Source organism: Deltaproteobacteria bacterium, assembly GCA_016183235.1.
Lineage (GTDB): Bacteria > UBA10199 > UBA10199 > DSSB01 > JACPFA01 > JACPFA01.
Window position 1 is genome coordinate 1 of record JACPFA010000050.1, and the last position, 15573, is coordinate 15573.

Sequence of the window (15573 nt, forward strand, 5' to 3'; positions counted from 1 at the left end):
GTGCCTCAATCTTCCCCTGCCAATGCCGCTCCCTCGCCTCACGCTTATTGATGTCTGCCATTCATCACCTCCTGGTTATGGCAGATCTTTTATATCATTTCCTTACCGCTTGTAAGATGGACTTGCTTGATCGCTTACGATGAACAAGCTGTCGCCAAGCTTCAAAAATATTGGGAAGCTTATATTGTGAAAGCTAAATTAAAGGCAGCACCCAGGCAGATTGACGAAATTATTTCGGCAATCAATGCAAAACTGAGAGAAGTAGATGAATAAGAAACCCGAAATCTACGTCAGTACCGATGTCGAAGCCGATGGCCCCATCCCCGGCATGAATTCCATGCTGAGTTTTGGCTCGGCAGCTTATCTTGCGGACAAAACATTGGTAAGCACCTTTGAAGCCAACCTGAAACTTCTTCCCAACGCCACACCGAATTCAAAAACCATGGAATGGTGGAAGACCCAGCCTCAAGCTTGGGAGACCTGCCGTAAAAATTTGCAAGCCCCCGTAAAAGCTATGGCCGCTTATCTCGCATGGCTCAAAGCTTTACCAGGACTTCCCGTATTTGTGGGCTACCCCGCCAGCTATGATTTTATGTTTGTGTATTGGTACCTGATCAAATTCACCGGCAAAAGCCCATTCTCCCATTCCGCCCTCGATATCAAAACCCTGGCGATGGTCCTCCTCAAAACTGATTACCGCAAGGCCACCAAGAAAAACATGCCCAAGCGATGGTTTGACGATCTTCCGCATTCGCACAAGGCTTTGGATGATGCGATTGAGCAAGGAGCCTTGTTTTGTAATATGTTGGGGGAGATGAAGAAATAAACCATCAAAAGCTTTTCCTTCTATCCTTCCCAAAACGCTTCTCCATCTTCTCATCCACCCTTTTTAGAGAGAAGATAGCATGACGAAGGAACGTTAAATTCAATTGTTACAATGAGTTACCTTTCCCCCGTCATATAGCTTCATAAATGCTTTAAGGAAATATTTTCGGTTTCTGATGTTCTGGAATTTCATTTTTTGGCCAGGAAGGAATCAAGCAGCAACAAGGAACAAAAGAGCTTATTGCCTCATCTAACCTCTTATTTTGCCGGCAATTATAAGAAGTACGAAGGAAAGCTGGGAGATTTAAGCTACATCTTGAAATTTTCAAAGGCCGAGTATCCCGAGTTGGCACCTGTAGAATACGTCTGCAATAAAATTGCGAACTCATGCGGCATTCCCACTCCAAAGCCTTTTACTCTTATTGAAATGACGGACAATGAGTTGGCCTTCGTCTCAAAAAATTTCATGCACGCCATGAAAACCCATTCCACCTTAGTGCATATCTACCGTTATCTAGACGGTGGAGCGGAAAATTATAATGTCGAAATGCTCAGTAAAACTATCTACCGAGAAACTAATTCACCTCAGGATGTATCTACTTTTTTCAAAGTGCTTTTGTTTGATTCATTAATAGGCAATCACGATCGACACGGAAACAATCTGGCGCTCCTTGAAACGGCAAAAGGAAAATCTTTAACACCTGTTTATGACAATCCCTCCTACCTCGGATTGGAATCAGGCTCGATGTTAAGCGCTCATTTTTCGCCAAAAGGCAAAATATGGACAAAGGATTCCAAAGAACCGTGGATGATGGAATATTTAGAGGAAATAAACCGATTAGGCGCGCTTGAAATAGCAGAAGACTTTTTTGGAAAACTCCCTATTGCAAGGATCCGGTCAACTATTAATGAAGCCGTTTGTCTTTCGGATCCCATGAAAAAAGCCCTGCTCAAGCTCATTAATGAGAGATACCTGGAGCTTAAAAAATATGTCGAAAATAGAAGAAATTAATATCTACAGCCAAACACAAACAACGCGCACCTTTGTCGGCAAGCTGTGGAGAGAAGGTAAAAAATATTTTTTTGAGTACGGCAAATCTTATAAGAAATTAAGAAATGCCTTAGCCTTAGGGCCTGAGCTTCCTTTGTGGAAAGGGAGAGTCTCTTCAAATACTTTATTCCCGGCTTTTTCAGACCGCATCCCATCCAAAAATAATCCGGCCTACAAGGATTATTGCCGTGAATGGGGCATCAGCGAAAATGAGAAGGATGTTTTTGTCTTACTCACCACGATCGCGCGGAGAGGTCCTTCCACATTTGTGTTTGAGGCGGCCTCTAAAAGCGAATATGCGGCTTCCCAACTGAAAGATTTTAGAACCCGATTGGGCCTGACTCAATCCGATTTCGAAGCGCTTTTTAATATATCCCATATGACCTTGTCTCGCTTGGAAGCAGGTAAATCCAAGAATGACTTCTATATCCGATACTTTGAACTGTTCGACGAGGTGCCTCAGGCTTTAGCTTGGATGTTGGAAAAAAGAGGGCAATTCCTGCACGATGAAAAAAGAACTCGTCTGCTAAAAATGCCACATGAAATACAGAGATAAGAATCTATGAAAATTTTATTTGTAACTGATCTACACGGCAGCCGGTGGAAATATGACCGGTTGTTTGAGCTGGCAAAAAAATCGTATAAAAAATCGTATGACGAAGGAACGTTAAATGCAGTCGTTACAATGAGTTACCTTTCCTCCGTCATATAATTCTTATTCTTTACTAGTGGTATCTACTGGTAAAGTATTCTTTACTTTCAAAACTTCACGAAATGGCCAGTTTTTCATGGTCGTAAAAATTGATGGAAATCGTGAACATTTGGTCGCTTGACTATTTGTTCACGAAATCATACTATGTTCACAAGTCGTGAACAATAGGTGAAATCGTGAACAAAATAACAAACAAGCCAGCCTCTATTTTCACCACGGCAGATCGTCTGTGGATGGCTATACTCTTATTAAATCAACGAGATACACAATATACATTGCGTGAATTTTCCGCACTGAGTGGCTTAAGTCTTGGGTTTGTCTCCAAATTTAGTAACCTACTGAAGCAAGCAGGCTTCCTGGAAGATAGTCGGCACATGAGGTTAAAGAACCCTCGCGCCTTGCTTGATACCATTCGCGACATCTATTTTTTTGAGAAAAACACAGTGCATCCTTACTATACCGAGCTGACCCCTGAAGAAAGCATCAAAAAGATAAAATCAATTGGTAAAAACCGAGAGTATGCTTTTACGCGTATGGCAGGGGCATCACAGATTGCCTACTTTGTTCGTTTCCAGACCGTTGAATTTTATGTGCCCTCAGAAGCAGATATTTCATTTTGGAAAGACGCTCTTGAGTTAACGCATGTGGAGTTTTCAGGGAATATTAACCTCATTATTCCAAGCGACCAAAGACTCTTTAGCACCATTCAAAAAATAAAGGGTGCCAAGATTACAAACAATATTCAATTGTATCTCGATCTCTATAAGTATCCAGCACGAGGTCGCGAACAGGCGGAACATTTACGGGAGAAGGTGATTAAAACATGAATGAACGTTTTAGTACACATTTTGAAAACAATGAGGCCAATCGATCACAATCGGTTTTGCTGGAGCTTATGACCCTACTTGGAAGATACCGAAAGCATCTTTATTTAGTCGGTGGTTGGGCCCCCTATTTTTTACTGCAGATGTTTCAAAAGCCTGAAAATGACTTTCAGCACATTGGCTCCATTGACATAGATATCGCAATAGACTGTGCTCACATTCCTCAAGATGAATATGCTCGCATCATTGATCTCATCGAGGAGCGTGGTTACACCGCAAGAATGAGTCGCACCAAGACAGTCATCCCATTCTCATTTGAACGGCATCTTGAAGGTCTGGACATTGCCATTGATTTTTTGGCGGGAGAGTACGGTGGAACAACCAACCAGCATCGTCATCAAAGAGTGGATGACGACCTATTAGCTCGTAAAGCGCGTGGGGCAGATTTGCTGCCAGATCATCATTTAGACTTCAAGTTATCCGGCTATCTGCCGGATGGCGCTAGGCAGTCATGTCCAATCAAAATGGCAAATATTGTAAGTATGCTGACAATGAAGGGGATCACAATATCAGAGCGCTACAAAGAGAAGGACGCCTACGATATTTTTTCCATGATCGCACATTACAAAGATGGTCCCAGTTCATGCATTGCGGAACTTAAGCCACATTTTAAAAACAAACTTGTCCAAGAGGGCCTTCAGAGTATTTGTGATAAGTTTGAGTTTGAAGATTCAGTTGGCTCTGCGTGGGCCGCACAATTTATGGCACCACTGGATGAGGTGGAATCAGGAATGCTAAGGAAGGATGTTTATCAACGAGTTCGTCCTTTTGTAGAGGCGATTAAGAAGCTGTTGTGAGTTTAAAAGGCGTAACATGACTAAAGTCACAATCATAGGTGATACCCATGGCCACTTGGATAAGCTTATTGAAGCCATTCCTACCGATACCGACTTTGTGTTGCAGGTTGGTGATTTTGGCATCTTTCTCGATGACAGCAACCTCAATGCTATTCCAAAGCGGTTTCACAGCAGCTTGGGGCAATTTCAGGAATATTATTCAGAGAAGAAAGGTTTCCCCGTGCCAGTGTACTTCTGCAAGGGGAATCATGAGGACTTTCTATTTTTGACAAACTACAACCAAGACAAACCGATTCTTCCCAATCTTTACTATGTGCCAAATGGAACTGTGTTGACGATTCAAGGCGTTACGGTGGGATTCTTTGGTGGCAATTACAGCCCTAAATGGTTCGAGCGTGATGTTCCAGCCAATATGCAATCGCAAAAGATCCTTGGATATTTTAATCAAACAGAAATCAAAACACTGCGCAAAAGTGAAACAGTCGTAGATATTCTGATCACCCATGAACCCTGCCAGGCTCTTGATTTTGGTAGTGACCGTTACGGTTGCGAGCCCATTCAAAAGCTTATTGAGGAGCTGCAGCCAACGTATGCCTTTAGTGGCCATATTCACAAATACGCTGAGGGCACGATTGGCAGAACAAAATGCGTTGGTCTTGGTGCGATCAACTATCAGGGCAGATCAACATTTGATGTGACCTTTTGAAGGAAAACTTATGCCACTAAAGAGACGATCCAGAAATTTGTATGACCCGGCATCGAGCCAACCCTACAAACTAAGCCGCTCACGGTTGGAGAATTTTATTCGGTGTCCTAGGTGTTTCTATCTGGATCGTCGCCTTGGAATCGACAAACCCTCCATGCCTGGATTCACGCTGAATTCGGCTGTCGATGTGCTGTTGAAAAAGGAGTTCGATGTTTATCGTACCAAAGGCGAACCGCATCCGCTGATGAAGGAGAACGGAGTCGATGCGATTCCGTACCAACATGATGATCTCGATATTTGGAGAGAAAACTTCAAGGGCCTCCAATATCATCACAAAGCAACCAATCTCATCATCACTGGTGCCATTGATGACGTCTGGGCCCAACCCAGCGGCCAATTGATCATCGTCGATTACAAATCCACATCCAAGGACGGAGAGGTCAGTCTGGATGATGAATGGAAGGAGTCCTACAAGCGGCAGATGGAAATCTACCAATGGATCATGCGGAACATGGGTTTTGACGTTTCTAATACCGGATATTTCGTTTACGCCAATGGCCGCAAGGATCTGGACGTGTTCGATGGCACGCTATGCTTCAATATCCAACTGCTGCCGTATGTCGGAGATTCGTCCTGGGTAGAGAAGGCGGTAAACGATTCTCATCAATGTTTACAGGGTAATGATCTGCCCGAGGTGGCGGAAGACTGCGAATACTGCGTCTACCGAACATTATCGAAAGAGGTCGAATGACACTAATTGGCAATATACGATTGGCGGGAATTAATGAGCATTTTGAACGGGTCCAATTTTTCATGAATTATGCGGAAAAATGCGAAGATCCAATTGATAAATTCAGATACCAAATTGCAGCCGTGTATTCTTGTCGAGCCATCAGTGAATTGATGCTCGAAGCAGCGGATAAGCAGGAAGTATGTGACCCCAAATCCCCTAAAGCAAAGATCAACCGAACTGACCTAGAGAGATTGATTGAGGCACAAATACCCTATTATTTCCTGATCGAGCGCATTCGTATTCACGACTTCCATAGGTTCGGCTTGCTCCCACCGCATACAAAATACAAGACAACCATGATTTTGGGACCCCTCAAACTGAAGTCACAAAAGGGAGGGGTCAATGTCCAACTCGGAGACGTCGGGCTAGAAACAACCACTACAGGGAATTCAGTGGCTAAATTTCAAAGGCCATTGATTATTCAGGACGGTAAAATGTTTGATGAGGAATCCAAGGAATACGTCGCACTCAAAGACATCTTAGATAAATTTTTATTCGAGATACCAAAAGTGATTAAACAATTTAGTGATATGGTTGCATCTGGGAATCAAAAAACCTGAAGTCTCCATGTTGGTTTCATTTCAGGGAGCCACGGCATCCCTGAATCGTGGTGGCCTATGTGCCTATATTTTCTTTAGACGAGGCCGTGCAGTGGGTCCCGTCCGCCCCAGCATCAAGTGCGGGGCAGGCTCCGGTGGGACATGTTGGCCCGTGAGGGCCACATTCTTAAGTTAGCGCAACACGGGCCAAAGTTTACCCCACCCTTGCTTTCACTATATTTCTCACTGCACAATACGCGTTCGTTGACCCTCTAAAGAATTCAGCACATCAAGCATGCGAGGTCGCCGCTTATTGTGTTCTCGCAATTCAGCCATGTGTTGAGTCCAAGCCGCTTCATTGTTTGTCCGGTTGTAAACGGCCTTCATCTTCTTCAAGTAATGACCAGCCGTTTGATAGGCTGCTGGTTTTGCTTGTGAGATTTCTTGAGCGGCCAGCGCCTTCCAAATGGAGAGCGCTTCATCGGGATGGGTCACTTGAACAGCCTGGGCCACTTTTTCGCCTGTGTGATCTCGCCCAAAACCGCCTGATTTTCTGCCCAAGCGATACCATTTGAGAATATCATCGTGGCGTCTTTCCTTGATGGCAATATCAATGAGGGTTTCTGTGTCAGGAAAATGAGCCCATCTTGAGGCCCTGTCTCGAACCGGAAGCTGTAAAGCCGGCAACGGCCATGTAGAGCCCTTTGGGCGCGTGCCTTTTTCCAGATATGACATCATGTGAGTTCTTACCGTCTCCCAAACGCCGGCTTTGATGGCTATTTTCTCGAGCTGTGAATATTTCTCAAGGCCGGGTCGATCAAAAAACTCGAAGGCGGCGTACGCTGCCGCTAAAAGATAATTTTTCTCGTTAAATGCCATGTCGCGCAAAAGCTCTTCTAGTTGAGATGCAATGCCCGGCGCCTTCTCAAGGGTCGCCGCGAATCCTTTATAGGCCCACTCACGCGCTTTTTCGATTTGTTTATCTTGAATAAGTCTTTTGACCAATTCTACATAACAATCGGTATGGACCGTTTCTCGCTCCAGTATTCCATTAATTTCGTTCTTCTGATCGGCCCTTTCAAGCGCATGAAGTAGCCAGCGCACCACTCTTTCTCGGCGATATTTTGATGAGAAATCGTCCGTTTTGTCAGCCTGTCTTTTGGGTAGCTTGGCTAATCTTGCCGACAAGACGTCGGCGACCTCATTCCAATCGTGTGAAGATGCCTTGCCACGATCCAATGGACCCTTAAGGCCATCGAGAATTCCGTATTCATCCTGAAGATTCAGATCAATCTCCCATAAAAGACGCTGCGGCGTTGAAAGTCCTGACCGCATGACCGCTTGATAGACCACCTCCATGCACGAGGCGATTTCCATACCCGTTTCGCCCTCGTCATTAGACTCATTAATTTGGCCAATGCCCCGTTCCATCAGATAAGCGCCCAGATCGACGACGAGATCGGCCTGATTGTTTGCAAGAAGCGCCTCCAATCGTTTTTTTACAGGCGAATAGTCGGGGATATTATGCTCTCCATCCCAATGGTTGGACCAGGAAGGTTCGCTTGAGATCGCATTGATTTCCTTGCGTATGGCTTTGACGATCTTATCGGTATCGCCTTTTTTCAAATGGTCGCTATCTGCAAGCTTTCGACTGAGCTCAGGTAAAATATTTTCACCCTTCATCACAAGATCGACCAATTCCTCTTTTGAAAGTTCCTCCAGATGCGAGCGCACTCTATTATTTTTTCTTGATGGCGTGCGTTGCTTCTCGATGCCCTCATCATCTTCGCATTCCTCTTCATAGTCCGCATCGTCATTTTCTCCTGAAAGCTTCAGAAGTCTCTCATCATCCGGTGCAGCAAACGGGACATTCTTCTTGTTCTTGCAAACATCAAGATAAACCAAAATCATCGCAACAGCATGTTTACACCCAACGGCATAGGGGCAGGTGCATTCGGAAAAAAGTCCGTTATCGGCATTAAGCCCGGCCCGTGTGGAATACAATTCGGTGCCATGCACAGATGCCAGCAATGAGCCATCAGCCATCATGCACAGATCATGCACAGATCCTCCACACGCCTTTGATAGGACTTGCCACGGCCAACGATGCGTTCACCGGCCCATTCATTGAGGTCTTCCCAGGTGAGATTCATCAAACTGGATTTGACATTCATCTGATATCCCTCCGTTAAATCTCATCCATTAATTTTGCTATCTGCTCTGGTGCAGGAAGTTCCTTCCGTAAGCTCCGAGGCAGGTCTGTGACGATTTGATATTTGGCCACTCCGATCGGTTTTCTGCTTTCGCGAAGGGCGTATTCGACGATGGTTCTGTTTTTATCCTTACACAGAATGATGCCGATGGAAGGATTTTCGTTTTTGTCCTTAACAATCGAGTCGAGAGCGGCGAGATAAAATTGCATTTTTCCGGCATATTCTGGCTTGAAATCGCCTGTTTTTAATTCCATGGCGACAAGACATTTCAATCTACGATGATACAACAGAATATCGATGAAAAATTCCCTACCGTCTATCTCAAGGCGAAATTGGTTACCGACAAACGCAAATGATCCTCCCATTTCCACGAGGAAACGATTCATTTTATTCATTATGGCGCGCTCAAGCTCCATTTCACTATGTTCATCACCGAGTTCTAGGAAATCGAACGTGTATTCGTCTTTGACCGCCAAACTTGCCTGCTTTTTTATCTTCTCCGGCAGAGCTTTATTGAAATTGGTTTGGTTAAGGAGCATTTTTTCGTATGACTTGTTATCAATTTGATGAATAAGGACATTTTTGCTCCAGCCCATCCGGCGAGTCATTCGGATATAGAATTCTCTCTCAAGATCATCCTTACATTTCTCCATGATGACTATTATCTTCGTCCAGCTAATTTCTTGCACCAATGGTGCAAGTTTTTTGTTGTCCTTAAAATGCATATAGAATTTGCGCATGCGCCACAGGTTATCGGTGGAATATCCCGACACGCCCGGAAACTCAAGTTGCAGGTCCTTCGCAAGATTTTTCACGATAGAATCACCCCAACTATGCCTCTTTTGTCTCTCGGTGATCATTCTCCCAATATCCCAATAGAGGTTGATAAGCTCTTTGTTGACCGCTTTCAACGCCTCATACTGAGCGGAGCGGATACGCTCTTTGATATCTTTTACAAACGCGGCGTAATCGCTCATGCTGACTTTCTGTCCGGTGGTTTTGGTTAAAGATTTGGGCATACGGCTCCTTGTCATAGACACTATTTTATGGCTCATATTATTTGTTCTAGCTTCGTGGTATGTTCCAAAATGGAACATACCACTTTTTCATCTAACTCCCCACTTTCAAAAATATTTTTTAGATGCTTGGTAATCGCGGGTCTTTGCACGCTAAATAATTGGGCTATTTTATCCTGGGTGAGCCAGATGTTTTCATTCCGCAAATAAATTTCCACCTTCACCTGCCCGTCAGGTGTTTTGTAGAGCATGAACTCGGTGAAGGAGTTGGTGGCTGGTAGATTTTTCTTTTTCATTGATGAGTCGCCTAATTTTTAGCGTTGCATTTCATTAAACACCAGCCGACTCAATTGGTGCGACAGCGTCGCACTTATTGAATAATCAGTGGTGAGTTTGCTGCTCATTGTGTCAGTCCTCCCTAAAAAATAGCTCCTTCAAAAAATGCCTTTAGCTCATTCTTGATACGCTGTAATTGCAAAACAAAACCAAAGATGATGAAGACCAAACCAACCTTAAATAAAATTGGGTGAGCAACGTAGGAGAAATGAAACACCTTGCCATCATCGTTCGTTGTCGTGCCACCGAAACCCTTAGGGATTTTACCGATGGAAAATGCCACCATTAAGGTTCCGATGACATTGACAATAAGACCAACGTCGTTAATCGAAATAAGTGCACCACTCATTTCTCACCAGCCTTTTCCACAATTTCAATTTCTTCCTTGGTCAGGGCATTCATTATTTTATAATTCTTGCCCACGAAACTCCTTTGAACTTAATACCGTATCGTATAGTCCTACATTCTCGCCCTCATGCTTGTTGATTCCGGTGTAGGCAAGACTGGGATCTTCATAGCGTTTGAATTTATAGACAGCATCATTCATGAGTGAGCTGTTAAAGACGCCAAGACTGACGAGCAGTTCAAATTCTTTGACAGTCAAGCCGGTGACCTTCTTGAACAAGCCTGGCTCCAGTTGAGTGATCACGTCTTTGAGGCTACGCTCACGATAATCAGTTAAGTACATGAACACGGGAACCCGTGTAGCAAATTTGATCAACTTTTCCTGGATCTGCTTTCTTAAGGTTTTATATTCCCTTTCCTCTTGGGTTAGCTCCCTTTTTTCCTTGGCGGTCAGATCACGATCATTCGCCTCTTTCTTGGCCTTATTAACGGCTTCGGATTTATTGATGATCGTTTCAATTTCCTGATTTAAATTTCTAAACCCCTCAATATTCATCAAGGCATCCATGGCGGCCTGATTATCCATTAGCCTCCGCAACGTGCCGTTATCGACATTCACCAAAAGTGCACTTTCCCACCGTCTTGCCAAGAGAGTGGCTGTTGTACCGCTCATTGCGATATCCAGGATACCAGCGGCATCGACCTGCTTCATCGAGCTGCCATCGTAAGCGAGTACCGGCAAGAAACTGATAAATTCTTCTACCTTTTTTTCAGGATTGGATTCATTTACATTGAGACGGCAGCTGTAATCGGCAATCTGCCGCAGTGCTCTGTCAGGCGCGAAATCAAAGATATAACACTCTTCTTTAATGATCTCCTCTTTGTTCGGTGATTTGCTGTCCGGGTTCTGAACCGTCCATGGTGTTTGCACTCGAAATGCGGCCTGAAAATAAGTTTCCGGGCTGGATGAGTTGCGCAACATAAAAATTGCGGACCATGGTTTGACCGAGACTCCGGTCGTGAGCTTTCCACAGGATAAGGTGATAGTTTTCGTCTTTAATGGGTTATCCATGGCATCAAAAACTGGCGGTAGTGCATCAACACCTATGCCGGCCGCAGTACCCGCCGCTACGACGATTTTATAATCGTGAAAAAATCTATTTTGCTTCTGCGACAGCAGGTTGTCCATGGCATGGCATGAAGCTACAGTCGGAAGAAACCAGAAAGTATGTGAAAGCAGGCTTAACAGGCGCGTATCTGCGAAAGGCATGGGCGGTTTTTTTGCGCCTAATTTAAGATTATCGATAGTTGTTTCAGAGAATGCGCCGCGAATCAGGTCCAACCACTTTTGAACATCATCCTCATAAGTGAATTTTGCCTTATCACCCCTACCATCCGCAGAGAAAAAAATATTCAAGTCAAATTCGTCAAACTCGCCTTGCATGGCGATCTCACGAATGGCATCGGGTAATTGATAGGTGAGTAAAACCATGCGCGGCAGTGCGGCATAGGGATTGCTTTTTTCTTTCCATTCTTTTTTGGCACGTTGTTCATCCGAATAGGTCCAGTTATAAATCTGCTCCTCGATAAATTCACCAGAAGCAATGGCCCGAAACGGGGTACCCGATAGATAAAGATAGGCATTTGTAGTGATGGGCATGATGGCTTCATCGAAATACTCAATGCCTGCGCCCTCTTGGAATTTGATCTCTTTTTGGTCTTCTGCCTCAAAAAGATCTTTGGCATTTTCTCGCCAGGCACCCCAATGGTATTCGTCCAGCACCACACAATCCCAATTTGTCGTGTGAACCCATTCATTCTTCGCCTTAATTCCTCCGGCATTATTTTTGCCCAGATAATCTTGAAAAGACCCAAAGCACACGAAAGGTTTGTTCTTTTTTGCTTCTTCAAAAGAGAGGTCGCTTCTAAAAATAAATTGCCAATCTTTGAAATCAACATGCGATTTTAAATCTTGTTCCCAGGCATTTTGAACAGCGGGCTTGAAGGTTAGGACTAAAACCTTTGTCCACTTCATTTTCTTGGCGAGCTGATATACGGCAAAGGTCTTCCCAAAACGCATTTTGGCATTCCAGAGAAAGTGCGGTGTCTTTTTGGGATTTTCCTTTTTATAGTTTTTAAAATAGGCCGCTGTTTGTTCGACTGCCTCTGACTGTTCAGGCCGCATAGAGAAATCGAGATGACGGCTATCTTCACCCATGGCCCCTGTCTTAATGGCGATAATAGCGGCCTTGATATCTTTGGCCGAGCAGCGAAACCATTCACCATCAGGATTCTTAACGCCTTTCCTCTTCAGATGCTTGTGAACTTCATGATCCGTAAAAGTGGAGCCGTCATTGCGAATAGCAGGTTCTTCAACAACAATTGTATAAGGAAGCTTTCCGGGTCTCTTGGTGGGATATTGCTGTGCAACTCTTAGTTGTACTTCACCTGTAGTATAGCCGACTTTTAACAAACCCCTATATTGAGGGTGCGAATCCTCATAGGCATAGATGGTGGGTCTCGCATCGGGCCGTTGTGGAAAGAAGTCTTTACTCATGAGTGCTTCCGTTGTTAGGCCAGACCATTGATTCGATAAATTCGATTTCCTTCTTGTTTAAACGATATTTTTTATAAAGTTTCTCGTCGGTCCAAGATTCTCTAAAATTTTGCAGTGGGACAAACGAATAGACTCTCTTCATGCAATCCTGAGTATTTTTTTGTAGAGTCACAAGAAAATGAAAAAATCTCGTGTTGATATACTGGATAGCATTATCGCATTCTTTTTTTGATCTAAAGGGACCAACTAAAAGATATGTTTCTGTACAGCATGAATTAGGTTCGCAATAGAGAGGCTTGATATGATCCGTCCTACTATCACCTGACCCAACTGCCTTTGGAACTATAACTTTGTGTGAATCTATACAATCTTCACGCCTTGTAACGTCCTTACGTTTAACGTACTCGACTCTTCTGTTACCATAAAGTTTGACTGCGCCCTCAAATGGCTCTTTTTTCCCATTATAATTTGTTATAAAACCAAATGGTTTTTTTGTACTTACAATTGATTCGAAAGCAGGTTCGCTCAAAGATCGAACTTTGTGCAGGATGGGAATAGCATCATTATATCTGATGACAATATCACAGTTTGGCTCTCTAAGAGAGCGTTTCGATGTTGACACAATCGCATTTCCATCATGAGTTGCAAAGGTCGTTTCTCCAGAATAACTTTTGTCCCACAGAAAATAACAAACGCCACCCTTGATCTCCACTCCAGGAAAGCAATCAGATGCATTCGGAAAGTCGTGAAGGTATTTTAAATGCGCCTCAGACATCATTTTATCCCTAAACTCATCCAACCCCCAGCCACCAGAGAACCAACGTGAAGGAATGATCATTGCAATAAATGTAGGATTTAGCTTTTTTGCTTGTTCAACAAACAGATGATATAGTGGTTTAGCCTGAGCTCCATTATCATCACCCGCTGTTGAGATTTGATACGGCGGATTGCCGACAATCACGTCAAATTTCATATTGAATACCTCCTTAAAATCTTCTGTATGAATAAACTCATACGCATGGGTTTCGAGTTCTTCACCGCGTTCATAAACTTCCTGACTCGCGCCACAATAGTGGCATTTCCCATTAACCCATGCATGCTCCGTTCTTATAAAACGGATATTGCCTTCCCCATTTTCAAAGGCATTGCAGATAGAGTATTTGCCATTGGCCGTTTTGGAGCAGTAGACAGATCTTCGTGTGAGCAACGCCGTTAACTCGGTTATGGCGGTACCAAAGAGCTGGTTCTTAAAAATGTGGTTGGCGCGTTCCTGTTCATCGGGGATTTCTTTTTCCAATCCCTTCATGAGCCGCTTTGCAATTTCACGCAGGAAGACACCTGTTTTACAAACCGGATCCAGAAAGGTGATGCTTTTGTCAGTCCAGATATCGGCAGGGAGTAAATCAAGAATCTGATTGGCCAGCTTAGGCGGCGTGAAAACCTCGTCGTTGCTCAAATTTGCAAGGCAGGTCAACACATCTGGATTGTAGTTTTCTTTATTCAGCATCTACCAACCTCAAAAAATGAATGAGCGGATAATCTTTCACCGGATTTGGGATAAAAACTTCATCACCCTGATCCGAAAAGAGCGGCAGCTCGCGCAAGCCAGCATGCGAGAGCAAGGCTCTAAAAGAAAAGTCCCGCCGCTTGATCATATTGCCATTAACCGGCGACCACTCTGAAAAAATAATGGGCTTAGCATTATCTCCCACAGTTTGCAGAGATAAGGCATCACCGCAGATAATATTTTTTTTGAGTACATACTGAACCGTAGCCTTGCACTCTGACTTTACCGATATCTTATAGAGCGAATCATATCGTTCATTAAAAAGAGCCAAAAGCCTTTCTCTGCATTTGTCTACATTATCTTCCAAGAGATCGATGCCATAGACACTGGTAACTGCCAAAATGGCATAACGTTCAAACTCTAACTGACTCTTGCCATATCGGGACTCAACAATAGTCAGTTTCCTTTTTAAAACCTCAGCCAAAAAATTCCCCGTACCACAGGCGGGTTCTAGAAAACGCGATTCAATTCGTCCTGTCTCTTGTTTCACCAGGTCCAACATGGCATTAACTTCACGTTCGTTCGTGTAGACCTCGCCATGATCCACAACCCTTTTTCTTGAGACAACTTGACTGTCTGGGTTGTTTGTTGGTTCTAGCTCTTCTTTACACATTAATTGACTCATTATGTTCCTTACATTTTTCTACCAAATCAACTCTCACTTTTTTGTTGTCCCTCTTAAAGCTTTCCCAACCACCTCCACAAAAGGCCTTACGCTTTCATAAATCTCTACCTGCAACACTTTGATTCTGGCAGGATCGCCCGGTGCCATGAATGTGGCAGCCCAGAAGGGACCTGTTGCGTTGGCGTTGGGAAATTTGGCACAGATTCCTTTTAAGCCTTCGCAAATCAGTTTGTTCCCGATGTGCGGTTTGATTTCTTCGAGACATGACTCAGGGCCTTCTTTGTAATGGGCAAGAACGGAGTAAATATCGTAGGCATCCTTTTCCTTGTAGCGCTCTGAAATGGTGATGCCTTTCATCGTGAGAATACTCACAACATTGGCCATTTTGAGTGGGCATGCGTTCTCGGCTCCATCGGGTAGCGTGCCTTCAAGGCGAAAATCAATATGGTGTTCTGGTAGGATGTCAGCACCACGGGCCTTTCTTGCGAGTAAATCACCATCAATGCGTTGATGCCTGTGTTGTTTGGAAGTGCCACCGTATTCACCGGACAAAAAGTCGACGATTATTTTTAAGCCATCAATGTCGCGTTCGAATGAAAACGGAATA

The 15573-nt window shown here is 44.0% G+C and carries 17 protein-coding genes; 9 read left to right on the forward strand and 8 right to left on the reverse strand.

The features are described from left to right. The first annotated feature begins 126 nt into the window (after nt 1-126). The 9 genes from HYU97_12260 to HYU97_12300 all read left to right on the forward strand — a co-directional run bounded on the left by HYU97_12260 (nt 127) and on the right by HYU97_12300 (nt 6328). Nucleotides 127-273, forward strand: a complete 147-nt coding sequence (locus HYU97_12260; protein ID MBI2337523.1) for a hypothetical protein — start codon at nt 127-129, stop codon at nt 271-273. Next, on the forward strand, nt 266-826 hold the full coding sequence (locus tag HYU97_12265) for a 3'-5' exoribonuclease (GenBank protein ID MBI2337524.1): 561 nt from the start codon (nt 266-268) through the stop codon (nt 824-826). Before HYU97_12260 ends, HYU97_12265 begins: the two co-directional genes overlap by 8 nt. A 195-nt stretch (nt 827-1021) precedes the next feature. Beyond that, a complete protein-coding gene (locus HYU97_12270; protein ID MBI2337525.1) occupies nt 1022-1837 on the forward strand; it encodes a HipA domain-containing protein in 816 nt (271 codons plus the stop codon). Next, on the forward strand, nt 1815-2432 hold the full coding sequence (locus HYU97_12275; protein ID MBI2337526.1) for a HipA N-terminal domain-containing protein: 618 nt from the start codon (nt 1815-1817) through the stop codon (nt 2430-2432). Before HYU97_12270 ends, HYU97_12275 begins: the two co-directional genes overlap by 23 nt. 332 nt (nt 2433-2764) lie before the next feature. Continuing rightward, nucleotides 2765-3415, forward strand: a complete 651-nt coding sequence (locus HYU97_12280; GenBank protein ID MBI2337527.1) for a hypothetical protein — start codon at nt 2765-2767, stop codon at nt 3413-3415. Further along, nucleotides 3412-4269: a hypothetical protein gene (locus HYU97_12285; GenBank protein ID MBI2337528.1), complete on the forward strand. Its 858-nt coding sequence runs from the start codon at nt 3412-3414 to the stop codon at nt 4267-4269. Before HYU97_12280 ends, HYU97_12285 begins: the two co-directional genes overlap by 4 nt. A 16-nt stretch (nt 4270-4285) precedes the next feature. Then, complete coding sequence (locus tag HYU97_12290) at nt 4286-4975, forward strand: metallophosphoesterase (GenBank protein ID MBI2337529.1); 690 nt, start codon at nt 4286-4288, stop codon at nt 4973-4975. Nucleotides 4976-4985: 10 nt separating this feature from the next. Further along, entirely contained in the window at nt 4986-5726 is a 741-nt protein-coding gene (locus tag HYU97_12295; protein MBI2337530.1) for a PD-(D/E)XK nuclease family protein, read from the forward strand. Next, nucleotides 5723-6328, forward strand: coding sequence for a hypothetical protein (locus HYU97_12300; protein MBI2337531.1), 606 nt, complete (start codon nt 5723-5725; stop codon nt 6326-6328). Before HYU97_12295 ends, HYU97_12300 begins: the two co-directional genes overlap by 4 nt. Before the next feature lie 222 nt (nt 6329-6550). Here the strand turns inward: HYU97_12300 and HYU97_12305 are convergent, their stop codons facing one another. The 8 genes from HYU97_12305 to HYU97_12340 form a co-directional block, all read right to left on the reverse strand. Then, nucleotides 6551-8356, reverse strand: coding sequence for an SWIM zinc finger domain-containing protein (locus HYU97_12305; GenBank protein ID MBI2337532.1), 1806 nt, complete (start codon nt 8354-8356; stop codon nt 6551-6553). Between the two features lie 139 nt (nt 8357-8495). Further along, complete coding sequence (locus HYU97_12310) at nt 8496-9539, reverse strand: DUF1016 domain-containing protein (protein MBI2337533.1); 1044 nt, start codon at nt 9537-9539, stop codon at nt 8496-8498. A gap of 32 nt (nt 9540-9571) precedes the next feature. Next, nucleotides 9572-9832, reverse strand: coding sequence for a hypothetical protein (locus tag HYU97_12315; GenBank protein ID MBI2337534.1), 261 nt, complete (start codon nt 9830-9832; stop codon nt 9572-9574). Nucleotides 9833-9954: 122 nt separating this feature from the next. Next, nucleotides 9955-10221 carry a hypothetical protein gene (locus HYU97_12320; protein ID MBI2337535.1) on the reverse strand — a complete coding sequence of 89 codons (267 nt, stop codon included), beginning with the start codon at nt 10219-10221 and terminating at the stop codon, nt 9955-9957. A 57-nt stretch (nt 10222-10278) separates the two neighbouring features. Continuing rightward, nucleotides 10279-12774: a GIY-YIG nuclease family protein gene (locus HYU97_12325; protein MBI2337536.1), complete on the reverse strand. Its 2496-nt coding sequence runs from the start codon at nt 12772-12774 to the stop codon at nt 10279-10281. After that, a complete protein-coding gene (locus HYU97_12330; protein ID MBI2337537.1) occupies nt 12767-14281 on the reverse strand; it encodes an Eco57I restriction-modification methylase domain-containing protein in 1515 nt (504 codons plus the stop codon). Before HYU97_12330 ends, HYU97_12325 begins: the two co-directional genes overlap by 8 nt. Beyond that, nucleotides 14271-14954: an SAM-dependent DNA methyltransferase gene (locus HYU97_12335; GenBank protein MBI2337538.1), complete on the reverse strand. Its 684-nt coding sequence runs from the start codon at nt 14952-14954 to the stop codon at nt 14271-14273. The genes HYU97_12330 and HYU97_12335 overlap by 11 nt, the downstream gene beginning before the upstream one ends. Before the next feature lie 45 nt (nt 14955-14999). Then, nucleotides 15000-15573: hypothetical protein (locus HYU97_12340; protein ID MBI2337539.1), on the reverse strand; the 574-nt coding region annotated here is incomplete at its 5' end.

What these genes read in the sequence shown, in the direction of transcription:
- HYU97_12320 (MBI2337535.1), bottom strand. Translation starts at nt 10,221, where the DNA reads ATGAGTGGTGCACTTATTTCGATTAACGACGTTGGTCTTATTGTCAAT.
- HYU97_12265 (MBI2337524.1), top strand. Translation starts at nt 266, where the DNA reads ATGAATAAGAAACCCGAAATCTACGTCAGTACCGATGTCGAAGCCGAT.
- HYU97_12315 (MBI2337534.1), bottom strand. Translation starts at nt 9,832, where the DNA reads ATGAAAAAGAAAAATCTACCAGCCACCAACTCCTTCACCGAGTTCATG.
- HYU97_12300 (MBI2337531.1), top strand. Translation starts at nt 5,723, where the DNA reads ATGACACTAATTGGCAATATACGATTGGCGGGAATTAATGAGCATTTT.
- HYU97_12285 (MBI2337528.1), top strand. Translation starts at nt 3,412, where the DNA reads ATGAATGAACGTTTTAGTACACATTTTGAAAACAATGAGGCCAATCGA.
- HYU97_12330 (MBI2337537.1), bottom strand. Translation starts at nt 14,281, where the DNA reads ATGCTGAATAAAGAAAACTACAATCCAGATGTGTTGACCTGCCTTGCA.
- HYU97_12275 (MBI2337526.1), top strand. Translation starts at nt 1,815, where the DNA reads ATGTCGAAAATAGAAGAAATTAATATCTACAGCCAAACACAAACAACG.
- HYU97_12310 (MBI2337533.1), bottom strand. Translation starts at nt 9,539, where the DNA reads ATGCCCAAATCTTTAACCAAAACCACCGGACAGAAAGTCAGCATGAGC.
- HYU97_12295 (MBI2337530.1), top strand. Translation starts at nt 4,986, where the DNA reads ATGCCACTAAAGAGACGATCCAGAAATTTGTATGACCCGGCATCGAGC.
- HYU97_12325 (MBI2337536.1), bottom strand. Translation starts at nt 12,774, where the DNA reads ATGAGTAAAGACTTCTTTCCACAACGGCCCGATGCGAGACCCACCATC.
- HYU97_12335 (MBI2337538.1), bottom strand. Translation starts at nt 14,954, where the DNA reads ATGTGTAAAGAAGAGCTAGAACCAACAAACAACCCAGACAGTCAAGTT.
- HYU97_12290 (MBI2337529.1), top strand. Translation starts at nt 4,286, where the DNA reads ATGACTAAAGTCACAATCATAGGTGATACCCATGGCCACTTGGATAAG.
- HYU97_12305 (MBI2337532.1), bottom strand. Translation starts at nt 8,356, where the DNA reads ATGATGGCTGATGGCTCATTGCTGGCATCTGTGCATGGCACCGAATTG.